Origin of the sequence: Pseudomonas sp. Marseille-P9899, from assembly GCF_903166565.1 — a bacterium.
GTDB lineage: Bacteria > Pseudomonadota > Gammaproteobacteria > Pseudomonadales > Pseudomonadaceae > Aquipseudomonas > Aquipseudomonas huaxiensis.
The window spans coordinates 91689-100698 of sequence record NZ_CAESCG010000001.1 but is presented as its reverse complement, the minus strand read 5'-3'; the positions used below and the strand labels follow the sequence as shown (position 1 = coordinate 100698).

Annotated in this window: 16 protein-coding genes; 1 reads left to right on the top strand and 15 read right to left on the bottom strand. The window is 60.6% G+C overall.

From position 1 onward, the window contains the following. Positions 1 to 44 precede the first annotated feature (44 nt). The 15 genes from HWV67_RS00520 to HWV67_RS00450 form a co-directional block, all read right to left on the bottom strand. Positions 45 to 413, bottom strand: a complete 369-nt coding sequence (locus tag HWV67_RS00520) for a DUF3168 domain-containing protein (protein WP_175649480.1) — start codon at positions 411 to 413, stop codon at positions 45 to 47. Continuing rightward, positions 413 to 886, bottom strand: a complete 474-nt coding sequence (locus tag HWV67_RS00515; RefSeq protein ID WP_175649479.1) for an HK97-gp10 family putative phage morphogenesis protein — start codon at positions 884 to 886, stop codon at positions 413 to 415. Before HWV67_RS00515 ends, HWV67_RS00520 begins: the two co-directional genes overlap by 1 nt. Further along, a complete protein-coding gene (locus HWV67_RS00510) occupies positions 879 to 1217 on the bottom strand; it encodes a phage head closure protein (protein WP_175649478.1) in 339 nt (112 codons plus the stop codon). Before HWV67_RS00510 ends, HWV67_RS00515 begins: the two co-directional genes overlap by 8 nt. Beyond that, positions 1214 to 1543: a head-tail connector protein gene (locus tag HWV67_RS00505; RefSeq protein WP_175649477.1), complete on the bottom strand. Its 330-nt coding sequence runs from the start codon at positions 1541 to 1543 to the stop codon at positions 1214 to 1216. Before HWV67_RS00505 ends, HWV67_RS00510 begins: the two co-directional genes overlap by 4 nt. After that, positions 1540 to 1830 (bottom strand): hypothetical protein, encoded by a 291-nt coding sequence (locus HWV67_RS00500; protein ID WP_175649476.1) that lies wholly within the window; start codon positions 1828 to 1830, stop codon positions 1540 to 1542. Before HWV67_RS00500 ends, HWV67_RS00505 begins: the two co-directional genes overlap by 4 nt. A gap of 41 nt (positions 1831 to 1871) precedes the next feature. Then, positions 1872 to 3035: a phage major capsid protein gene (locus tag HWV67_RS00495; protein WP_256679984.1), complete on the bottom strand. Its 1164-nt coding sequence runs from the start codon at positions 3033 to 3035 to the stop codon at positions 1872 to 1874. Beyond that, entirely contained in the window at positions 3035 to 3709 is a 675-nt protein-coding gene (locus HWV67_RS00490) for an HK97 family phage prohead protease (protein ID WP_175649475.1), read from the bottom strand. The genes HWV67_RS00495 and HWV67_RS00490 overlap by 1 nt, the downstream gene beginning before the upstream one ends. Positions 3710 to 3727: 18 nt before the next feature. Next, positions 3728 to 4999, bottom strand: a complete 1272-nt coding sequence (locus HWV67_RS00485; RefSeq protein ID WP_175649474.1) for a phage portal protein — start codon at positions 4997 to 4999, stop codon at positions 3728 to 3730. Further along, entirely contained in the window at positions 4999 to 6720 is a 1722-nt protein-coding gene (locus HWV67_RS00480) for a terminase large subunit (protein ID WP_175649473.1), read from the bottom strand. Before HWV67_RS00480 ends, HWV67_RS00485 begins: the two co-directional genes overlap by 1 nt. Continuing rightward, positions 6720 to 7199 carry a phage terminase small subunit P27 family gene (locus HWV67_RS00475; RefSeq protein ID WP_175649472.1) on the bottom strand — a complete coding sequence of 160 codons (480 nt, stop codon included), beginning with the start codon at positions 7197 to 7199 and terminating at the stop codon, positions 6720 to 6722. The genes HWV67_RS00480 and HWV67_RS00475 overlap by 1 nt, the downstream gene beginning before the upstream one ends. Before the next feature lie 147 nt (positions 7200 to 7346). Then, on the bottom strand, positions 7347 to 7727 hold the full coding sequence (locus tag HWV67_RS00470) for an HNH endonuclease signature motif containing protein (RefSeq protein WP_175649471.1): 381 nt from the start codon (positions 7725 to 7727) through the stop codon (positions 7347 to 7349). Continuing rightward, the gene (locus HWV67_RS00465; protein WP_175649470.1) at positions 7718 to 7897 is read right to left on the bottom strand and encodes a hypothetical protein; all 180 of its coding nucleotides are present in this window, start codon (positions 7895 to 7897) and stop codon (positions 7718 to 7720) included. Before HWV67_RS00465 ends, HWV67_RS00470 begins: the two co-directional genes overlap by 10 nt. Before the next feature lie 60 nt (positions 7898 to 7957). Beyond that, positions 7958 to 8152: a hypothetical protein gene (locus tag HWV67_RS00460; RefSeq protein ID WP_175649469.1), complete on the bottom strand. Its 195-nt coding sequence runs from the start codon at positions 8150 to 8152 to the stop codon at positions 7958 to 7960. A gap of 4 nt (positions 8153 to 8156) precedes the next feature. Continuing rightward, positions 8157 to 8480 (bottom strand): phage holin, lambda family, encoded by a 324-nt coding sequence (locus HWV67_RS00455; RefSeq protein WP_175649468.1) that lies wholly within the window; start codon positions 8478 to 8480, stop codon positions 8157 to 8159. 69 nt (positions 8481 to 8549) lie between these two features. After that, positions 8550 to 8738, bottom strand: a complete 189-nt coding sequence (locus tag HWV67_RS00450; protein WP_175649467.1) for a hypothetical protein — start codon at positions 8736 to 8738, stop codon at positions 8550 to 8552. On the opposite strand from HWV67_RS00450, the gene HWV67_RS00445 reads away from it, so the two are divergent. Beyond that, on the top strand, positions 8737 to 8997 hold the full coding sequence (locus HWV67_RS00445) for a hypothetical protein (RefSeq protein WP_175649466.1): 261 nt from the start codon (positions 8737 to 8739) through the stop codon (positions 8995 to 8997). The genes HWV67_RS00450 and HWV67_RS00445 overlap by 2 nt on opposite strands. The last annotated feature ends 13 nt before the right edge of the window (positions 8998 to 9010 follow it).

The following is a 9010-nucleotide window of genomic DNA, read 5'->3' as shown; positions in this document are numbered from 1 at the left end:
ATGAAAAAGCCCGCACTGGGCGGGCATCGGTTGCGTGGGGTTAATCAGCGCTCTACACGCCAATCCACATCAAAACTTCGGTGATAGTCCTTGGTTTTCGGGTCGCGGTCGGTGGCTCCCCAGCGGACGACATAGGCGCGCGGTTCAATCGCTGCACACAGCGCCTTGGTGACGGCCAGCACCGGCCCGCCAGTCGCGGCATACACGTCCACTTGCAAGGTGAAGCTGTCTACATCCGGGCGGCCAGCCAGGTAGTTCTCGGGGCTGCCGCTGATCAGGCTCCAGACCACATAGGGCTTTACGGGGTTATCCGGCGCCTCGCCGAACGAGTACAACCGGCAGTCAATGCCCGCCCCAATAAGCGCGGACACACCCGGATCTGCCGAGCAAACGGCGAAAATGGGCGCTTCCATCAGTTGCCTCGCAATGCGGCGTCGATCTCCTGCCCGAACACCTGCACGAAGCGGTCGGTCACAGCATTGACGTTGGTTGAGAACGCAGGGCGCATGAACGGCGCCGGCGGCGTGTGCTGCGTGCCGAATTCGAGATAGCGCCAGTGTCGGGTGTCGCCGCCAGGGTTGCCGCTGGCGTCTTTGCTGTGCTGGTTGGAGCTCGCTCCGCCGCGCACGCCGACGCGCATCACTACCCCGCCCTCCCGCCTGCCCTGCCTCACCGACTCCTGCGTGATGATGTTTTTCCAGATCTTTTCGGCCGTCACCGGATCGTCCAGCGCCTTGCCGCGGGCCCTGGCATCATCGCGCACGATATTCATTGCCTGCCGCGCAGCCTTGCGAAGGCCCTTGCGGCGCAGCTTTGGCGCAAGGCCGAGCATCTTCTGCGTCAATGGCGCCAATCCTTGAAGACGAGCGCTGATTTCGTCAGCCATCTTTCACCCCCTTCGATACCAGAATCGTCAGGTACTCCCGGCCTGACTTGGCATCCTCCAGGGGCGGCCCTTCAATGCTATAGATCTCGCCGCGATGAACAATGCGCATTGTCGGCAAAATCCCCACTCGATAACGAATGACGATGCGCGCCGTGGCCTCGGACTGAGCCGCCTGGGCGGCGATCAGATCGCGGGCTGATAGCGGCTCAACGCCAGCCCATGCGCTGGCGAATGGTCGCCAGGATGGCTCGCCAAAATCGCCCGACACCGGGTCGCGAACGGAAACTGTATGCTGAATTTCAATCGGGTGTCGTAGATCACCAGCTTTCATGGAGACGCCTCGTCTGGCGGCCCCCTCCAATCACGGGAGGACCACAGCAATGAGTCGACAGCCATCGGCAGCTCCGTTGCGGTGGCGCCGGTAACGATGGCCTCTCGGTTCGCGTATGAGTGCCCAATCAGCAGCAGCAACGCAGCCTTGAAGCTGGCCGGAAAATCAGCCGCCTCGATCAGCTTGGGGTTGTCGCAGTACCACAGAGCCCAGGCCAGAGCGGACTCCGCGTACAGTTCGATTAACACGTCTTCAGCTGAATGATCGACACGCAGGTGCTGCTTGATCGTTTCGATCGGCAGTAGCTCCAGCGCGGTGACTGTCATTTTTTCTTGCCCGCTTTTGGCTCTGGCTCTGGCTCTGGCTCTGGCTCTGGCTCTGGCTCTGGCTCTGGCTCTGGCTCTGGCTCTGGCTCTGGCTCTGGCTCTGGCTCTGGCTCTGGCTCTGGCTCTGGCTCTGGCTCTGGCAAATGCTCGGGGGCGAGCACTTCCTCAGCAAGCCCCATACCGATCAAAGCCTCGGCGTATTCATCCAGCACAGTGCGTGTTTCATACTGGTCGAAGTTACCAGCATGGTAGTGCGAGAACTGACGCAGGGCGCGAATCTTGGTCATGGTCAACGCGGGGCAGTTACCTGCCCCGGCCTCGGTCTCAATTAAGGGGCAGGCGCCGGGAAGGTGCCCTTGATGATGGCGGTCGGGCGGTAGTGCGCCAGTGCCAGGCGCTCTTCGCAAAGGATGGTCAACATGTTCTTGACGAAGTTGTCGCGGTCTTCGCGGCTGATCTCTACGGTCGCGTCCATGCGATCCCAGACTTGGGATGCCAGATCGAAGCCGCCAACGGTGAAGCTGCCCAGCGTCTGCGCCTTAGTGGCTACAACCGGCAGGCCCCACATAACCTTCGCAGCAAACGCCGCGGGGCCACCGAAGATGTAGCGACCATCCGCATCCTTCAGCAGAGCGATGGCATGCCAGTCGCGCGGGTTCAGGATGATCCCCGAGGCTTCGAACTCCGACTCGCTGGTCTGGAAAATGGCATGAGCAATGAGGTCTGCGCGGGTATCGCCAGTAACGCTCAGGCTGGTGTCGTAGGCAGTGGCCACCTTGTTGAGGCCGGTGAGGTTGTCACCAGTACCGTCGCCGTTGAGCAACTGGCCTTCTTCCACCAGCGCAAGGCCGAACAGCAGGCGGTTGTTCACGTATGACTCGAGCATCGGTGCATCGTCCATAACCTGCCGCGAAGCCTGGATCCAGTGGGCGATGGTTTTGACGTTCGCTGTTTCCTTGGTGAAGGTCAGGTTCGACTCAGGCTTGAGGTTGCCCTCGGCCACCGGTGCGGCGCTGTTGGTGAAGACGTTCTCGCGGACGTACTCCAGCGAATTGGAGCTGATGCGCCCCTGGGCCAGCAGATCACGGATGGTCAGGCGGCGCAGACCTGGCATCAGGATGCCCGGATTTGCTTGCGGCTGGATCAGCGCGCCGGCGGAGGCTGCTCCACTGCCGAGCTGCTTGTCGAAGCTTTTCACGTCGACCTTGCCCGAGGACTTGCCGTCCCAGGACTTCTTCAGGTCCTCGGCAGTCTGGGCGGCGAAGCTCTTCTGCTTCGTCGGGTCATCGGGGTTCGCGCCGGCAAGCTTCTGCTCCAGGTCGAACAGGCGGGTGCCGGCGGTTTTCAGCTCCTCCTGAACGGTAGTCAGGTCAGCCTGCAATTTTTTGCTGACCTCACCGGTATCGGTGATTTCCTTTTTCTGCGCGTCGAACAGCTCGGTCATCCGAGTCTGTGCGGTCTCAATCGCTTTTTGAATTTGTGCCAAGTCCATTATTTCGTCTCCAGCGATGGGAAGTTTTTCAAGCGCTCCAGGAGCGCGGCGATTTCAGTGGGGTCGCCGCCTTCGGAGTCGCTCCGAACCGCGGACTTGATGCGGGCGATGAACGCCTGCGCTTCGGACTTGGAGAGACCGGCGGATTCCCTCAGCCAGCTCTCTGCGTCACGGATGCTTTCGATGGATTCCATGCTCTTGAGCGTGGAAACGGTGGCCGCCTCGTTGGCCGGGAAGGTGCACACGCTGATCTCGCTCAGGCGAGTCACGTTGCGGAACGAATAGCCGGTGGCAATCGAAGTAATGTCACTCTTCGCTGCACTGAAGCCGACAGACATACCGCCAACCGTGCCGTGAATCATCGCCGCCTTGAGCGCTTCGGACTGTGGGTTTCCGGGCGTTAGCTCTCCCCGAACATGCAAGCCTTTGCTGTCCTCTGCCAGCTCGAGCCACTTGCCCACCGGGATCTCGTTACGGCGGTGGTTGAAGAACATGGCCACAGCGCGGGACTGGGTCTTCAAAGCCTCAGCGAAGGCGCCGGGCTCAATGATGTCACCATCGCTATCGACCACGCCGAAGACGCTGGCATAGCCCTCGAACACGCCTTGGGCGCCACCGTTGGCGAACTTGATCGCGGCCTGGTCAAAGGCCAGGGTTTTACAAATGCTAGGCATTTACAGCCTCCAGAAAAACTAAACCCCGCTGGGTGCGGGGTTCGTTTGTCCAAGTTGGGTAAGCGGCACGTTCTGCGACTGCCGTGTTGCGACATCGCCGCCCGGGAGTGGTGGCCTGTTGTCGAGTCGCCTGCCTTCGTTGACAGTCAGCAGGCCGGCGTCCACGCTGGTCTTCAGGTAGTTGGCCCGAGCCGTCGAGTCGCCACGCAGCAGGCCTTCAAGGTTGTGCTCTGCGTGAAAGCGACCGACTTCACCCGGCTTCAACAGCCAGCGTTCGATCGCATACTCCCAACGGTTGAGGTATGGCGAGAGGGTGTACTGAAGGAAGCCGAGATTTTGTTGCTCGATGCCTGTACCCCAGCTGGTGGACTTCTCCACGTCGCCGACCAGGTGCGGCGGCACGCCGAAGAATCGCGCCAGCTCGCTGACCTGAAATTTGCGGGCCGCCATGGTTTCCGCGTCCTGAGGACTGACGCCGATGGCTTGGGTCGTGAATCCGCCCTCCAAAATCCATAGCCGCTTCTTGACGGGGCCGCCGGAAATTTCCTTGAAGTTCTCCTCGACCTGGGCGCGCTGGTCCTTGTTGAGCACTTTTCCATCGCCGGTCATCAGCAACTGAGGAGACTTGGCGCCGTTGGCATAGAAGTCTCGCTGCTGGTCTTCCATTGCCACTGCGACCCCAGCCGTCTTCGCCGCGAAAGCGATTGGCGACAGCCCGACCAGGCCATTGAAGCCGAAGCCTTTGAGGTGAAAGATCTCGTTGGGTTTGAAATCGGCGTACCTGTCGTCGCGGCGGTAGCGATACACAACGCGCTTGTTCTCGAGCCGCACATCCATGTTCACCGACATGAGCGGCATGAGGCTGATCACATCACCAACACTGTTACGCTCAATCAGCGCGTAGGCGTTGCCGTAGTAGCAGAGCTGCATGGTCATCGCTTCGCGAAATTCCACCGCAGTCATGTACTGGTTTGGGCTGTAGCGCAGTAGCCGGGCCAGCGGGTTGTTCATGTCGACCTTCGTGCGATCGCCATCTTTGGTCTCGAACACGTCCAGCGGCAGCCCGGCGGTCACCGTCGAAATTAGGCGAACACAGGCGAAGACGGTTGATATTTGAAGCGAGCGCTCATCGCTCACAACTGAGTCGCCAACCACCCCTGATGCTGAGACCGGCCCGTTCTGAGAGCCCTTTTCCGGCGACACCAAGCGGCCGCCGACAAAGAAGCTGGCCATGCGCGCCCAGAATGGACTGCGCGTGCGCAGGTCAATGCTGTAGTCGGTGTCTGCCATTACATGCTCATCGGTCTGGAAAGGAAGTCGTCGACAGAACCTTGGGTATCCGCGTTCGCGAGCACCCGGCCTATCGTCATAATCAGCGCCACGGCGCCATCGATCTTGTTGTCGTCGCCCTGCTTGATCGGGCGCACCACGTCATCGTTACCTGGTAGGTACTTGCCGATGACGTTGCCAATGCACCAGGTCATGATCGGGTTGCCGTCATGGTGGAAGCGGCCCGCCTCAATGGCGGCCTCCAGTTCCTTCATGCCGTCGGACATGTTGGTGTAGTTCTGGGTGATGGTGACCGGATTGAACCCCTCATCATCCAAGTCATGGCTCAGGCCTGTCGCACCGTGAGGGTCGATTGGGCTCCAACGAATCGGTGCGAGCTTGTTGGCCTCCTTTGTGTCCTCGAGGATTTCTCGATAGTCGACCTCGGCACCTGGCGTGGTGACCAAGTGGCCGGTGTTCACCCAGGCCTGAAAGCGCTCGGCCATGCGCTTGTTGTCCACATCGTTGGCCGTGTCCTCCGGAACCCAGAACGACGGGGCAACGCTGTAGTAGTGGACCTTGCCGTCGATCTCCCGCCAGAACAGCCTGGCCCTTGAGTTCATGTCCAGCTTGCGCGCCAGGTCGAACCCGGCAATCCACTCCTGCCCTTCGAACTGCTCAAGTGTGAGTGTCTTGTCCTCGCAGGCCTTCCAGCTTTCCATGTTGAAGAAGCCGGACTTGGCGCTCACCCACAGATTCAAATGCTTGGTCTTGAACGTGTTGGTGAAGCGTGCCGAGCGGATCGCCCTGGCAAGCTGGCTCTCCAGGTACTCCTGGAACACTGACACGCCCATGCAGGGGTTGGCCTTGGCCAGGTTCTTCGGGTCGGTCCAGTCGTCGCCCTCGTCGAGCGTCCAGATGTAGCCGAACAGCTCGTCGTCCGGGACGGTGCCGTTGAGCATCTCGATTACTTGGCGGCGCTTGTCGTAGCACGGGCCTTCGATGTTCGCCCCGGCCGTCGTGATGATGAACATCAACGGCTGCCGGCGGGCGCCCATGCCGGTCAGCATCGTGTCGTAGAGCGCGGAACTGTCGTGCTCGTGGTATTCGTCGATGATTGCGCATGAGGGCGAAGCCCCGTCACCAGGGTTGCCGATCAGCGGCTCAAAACGACTGCCATTGGACTGGATGTTGAGGTTTGAGGCATTCACCTCAATTCCGGCAGCCTCAATCAACATCGGCGACCGGCTGACCATAAGCCTCGCAGGACGGAAAACCTCCCACGCTTGCTTCTCGGTTGTCGCGCCGGCGTACACCTCAGCACCGAACTCATTGTCGGCGGTGAACATGCTGATACCGACGCCGGCGGCGATGACCGACTTGCCGTTCTTGCGCGGCACCTCCCAGTAGCTTTCGCGAAAGCGCCGGTACCCGCCCTTCTTCCGTACCCAGCCAAACGTGCACGCCAGGCCGAACAGTTGCCAGGGCTCAAGCGTGATGAGCTGCCGCTTGAATGCCCATTCGCCTTTCGTGTGCGGCAGCAACTGCATGAGCCGCAGCTTCTTTTCGGCCTTGGCCGGGTCGAACTTGTATGGGTAGCTCTTCGAGCGACTGGCCGCCACATCATCGAAGTGCCGCTCAATCGTCTGATGGATGTAGCGGCAGGCTGGAAACTTTCCTTTCAGGACAGACCTTGCCCACACCATTGCCTTGTCGACATTGGTGTACTTGGCTCTGGCCATCAGCTACTCAGTAGGGCTGCAAATTCGTTGGTGGTTTTCTGCTTGTTGCCGCCAAGGATTCGGCTGCGGCTCGCTGGGTCCAGTCCGAGCATGGAGCCGAAGGTCACCATCTGGCGCATTGCCTCATTCGCGGCGGTCAAGGCCGGGTTCTTCACAGGCCCTCCCGTCGCACCCGCAACCACGATCCCGTGTTCACGCACCGAATCCTGAGCCATGCGCCAGTTGCCGTACGCAGTGCAAAACGCTTCGATGTTGTGCAGGTCGGTCAGCGCCAGGACCTTGGCCCGGAGTAATTCCGGGACCAGCATTTCCCAGACCCTGGTCGCGTGATCACACAACCATTCGGGCGGGTCGATGTTGGTAACCAGGGCGAAATCTGGCTCGTCCTTGTTCAGCTTCCGCTTACCGGGATTACCGGCCAGCGCCTTCTGGGCCGTGGGTTTTGGGCGACGGCCGGAGCGCCCGGCAACCCCCGCCATCGGCGCCTCCTTTAAACTTTATATTTCGCGGGTGCAAAAAAACGATTGAGGGCGCGGTCTAGAAGCGCGAAAGCCTGAACTTTTTACCCTCCCCCTCCATGCAATCGAGAATCAATATCAATTGGGTCATTTCTGATCGTTTTTTGATCATTTTCGTCGAGTATTCCCGAAGCCGCCGTCCTCCGAGGCCGTCTTGGTCGAATGGCACGGGCCGCACAGCGCCTGCCAGTTCGAGCGCTCCCAGAACAGCACCATGTCACCCTTGTGGGGCTTGATGTGGTCGACATCGGTGGCTACCACTACGAGTCCGCGGGCCTGGCACTTGATGCACAGCGGATGCTTGGCCAGATAACCAGCGCGAGCCTGCTGCCACTTGTACCCGTAGCCGCGCGCGGTCGAGCTTTCGCGGGGCGTCTCGCGGGTGTAGCTCTTGACCTGGTCAGCGTGAGCATCGCAGTAGCCGGAGGCGTTGCGGTGCAGCGATCGACACCCAGACCCACGGCATGGGCGCTGGGGCCTCAGAGGCATGGCGAGCCATCCAGATAGGTCAGCGACAGCTCATCAGGGTCGGCGCCCTGCTCGTCAGCCAGCGCCTCGATCAGTGCCTGGTTCTGGGTTGCGATCTGCTCCAGCAGGCCGGTCTGCTTCTGCTGCTGATCCAGGATCTGCTGGAGTAAAGAGATTGCTTGCTCGTTCACGGGCCACCTTCATCCACTTGTTGATCCACTCGCGCCGGGCGGCGCATCCACTGCAGGCCATCAGGCCTTGGCCTCGTTGATCTGGCGCACCACATCATCAGCGCGCTGCCTCACCTCCAGCACCTGGCCGTCGAACATGCGAACGATGGCGCAGATGCCGTGCCATTGGCTGCTGGCGCAGGCCTCGTCTACACGGGCGATGGCGTCAGGAGCCAGGTAGCGCTTGAGGCCGTTGTTGTCGGTCAATGTGATCATCGGGTCACCCTTGCGCTTTGCGCGACATGAACATGTCGGAGTAGCCGCGAAGCTTCTCCACTCCCATGAAGCCGACCATACCGCCGGCGAAGGTGGCCATACCCTGAGGCAGGCCCATCCATTCGAGCAGCGGTACCAAGGCCAGAGTGATGAGGCCGCACAGCGCGCCCTCCAACATCATCTGACGCCGAGTGCCGCCCCCGTAAACCACGCGCAACGCGGCGATCAAAACAGACAGACCGGCGGCGTAGAGCTGGGGTTGATGGGCAAGCACCCAGGCAATGAGGGCGGCCCACAGGCCGGGATCCTTTTCGGGCATGTTGGGCATCTCGATTCCTCCCGTTGCGGGGAGCGCAAATAGAAAGCCCCAGCGAATGCCGGGGCTGTGTGAGTAGGGTCAGCGATTCGCATGGCTGGCGCCCTTGGCTCGGCGCTTGTACCTGAAGAGCTTGAGCAGATACTTGTTGCGGACAACTCGGATTTTGGCGCCTTCGAATGGCTCCGCCTTACAGAGCTGGTAGTGCAGCTCATCGATCAAGCTCAGGCGATATTCGTTGCGGCGCCGATACTCACGGAAAGCGCTCATGCGGCACCCCGACAATGAAAAAGCCCGGCGTATGCCGGGCCTCGAATTGAGCAACGATCAGCGTCACGCCTTGAAGGTGATTGCGCCGGTAACGAAGTTGATGACCAGCTTTCCGTTTGCCGACTTCAGGATCGGCGGCCATGCAGTAGTGCTCATGCGGTGCTCCAAGAATGAAAAAGCCCAGCACGATGGCTGGGCTCAAGAAAGCAAAAAGCCCGCTATCATAACGGGCTTTGCACGCGGAAAAACCGCAAAGTAACGTGAAAGCTACA

Bases quoted from the DNA above. Each gene is read 5' to 3' on its own strand.
- HWV67_RS00520 (WP_175649480.1), bottom strand. From the start codon at position 413: ATGGAAGCGCCCATTTTCGCCGTTTGCTCGGCAGATCCGGGTGTGTCC.
- HWV67_RS00505 (WP_175649477.1), bottom strand. From the start codon at position 1,543: ATGACAGTCACCGCGCTGGAGCTACTGCCGATCGAAACGATCAAGCAG.
- HWV67_RS00500 (WP_175649476.1), bottom strand. From the start codon at position 1,830: ATGACCAAGATTCGCGCCCTGCGTCAGTTCTCGCACTACCATGCTGGT.
- HWV67_RS00485 (WP_175649474.1), bottom strand. From the start codon at position 4,999: ATGGCAGACACCGACTACAGCATTGACCTGCGCACGCGCAGTCCATTC.
- HWV67_RS00490 (WP_175649475.1), bottom strand. From the start codon at position 3,709: ATGCCTAGCATTTGTAAAACCCTGGCCTTTGACCAGGCCGCGATCAAG.
- HWV67_RS00495 (WP_256679984.1), bottom strand. From the start codon at position 3,035: ATGGACTTGGCACAAATTCAAAAAGCGATTGAGACCGCACAGACTCGG.
- HWV67_RS00455 (WP_175649468.1), bottom strand. From the start codon at position 8,480: ATGCCCAACATGCCCGAAAAGGATCCCGGCCTGTGGGCCGCCCTCATT.
- HWV67_RS00475 (WP_175649472.1), bottom strand. From the start codon at position 7,199: ATGGCGGGGGTTGCCGGGCGCTCCGGCCGTCGCCCAAAACCCACGGCC.
- HWV67_RS00515 (WP_175649479.1), bottom strand. From the start codon at position 886: ATGGCTGACGAAATCAGCGCTCGTCTTCAAGGATTGGCGCCATTGACG.
- HWV67_RS00460 (WP_175649469.1), bottom strand. From the start codon at position 8,152: ATGATCACATTGACCGACAACAACGGCCTCAAGCGCTACCTGGCTCCT.
- HWV67_RS00445 (WP_175649466.1), top strand. From the start codon at position 8,737: ATGCGGCACCCCGACAATGAAAAAGCCCGGCGTATGCCGGGCCTCGAA.
- HWV67_RS00450 (WP_175649467.1), bottom strand. From the start codon at position 8,738: ATGAGCGCTTTCCGTGAGTATCGGCGCCGCAACGAATATCGCCTGAGC.
- HWV67_RS00480 (WP_175649473.1), bottom strand. From the start codon at position 6,720: ATGGCCAGAGCCAAGTACACCAATGTCGACAAGGCAATGGTGTGGGCA.
- HWV67_RS00470 (WP_175649471.1), bottom strand. From the start codon at position 7,727: ATGCCTCTGAGGCCCCAGCGCCCATGCCGTGGGTCTGGGTGTCGATCG.
- HWV67_RS00510 (WP_175649478.1), bottom strand. From the start codon at position 1,217: ATGAAAGCTGGTGATCTACGACACCCGATTGAAATTCAGCATACAGTT.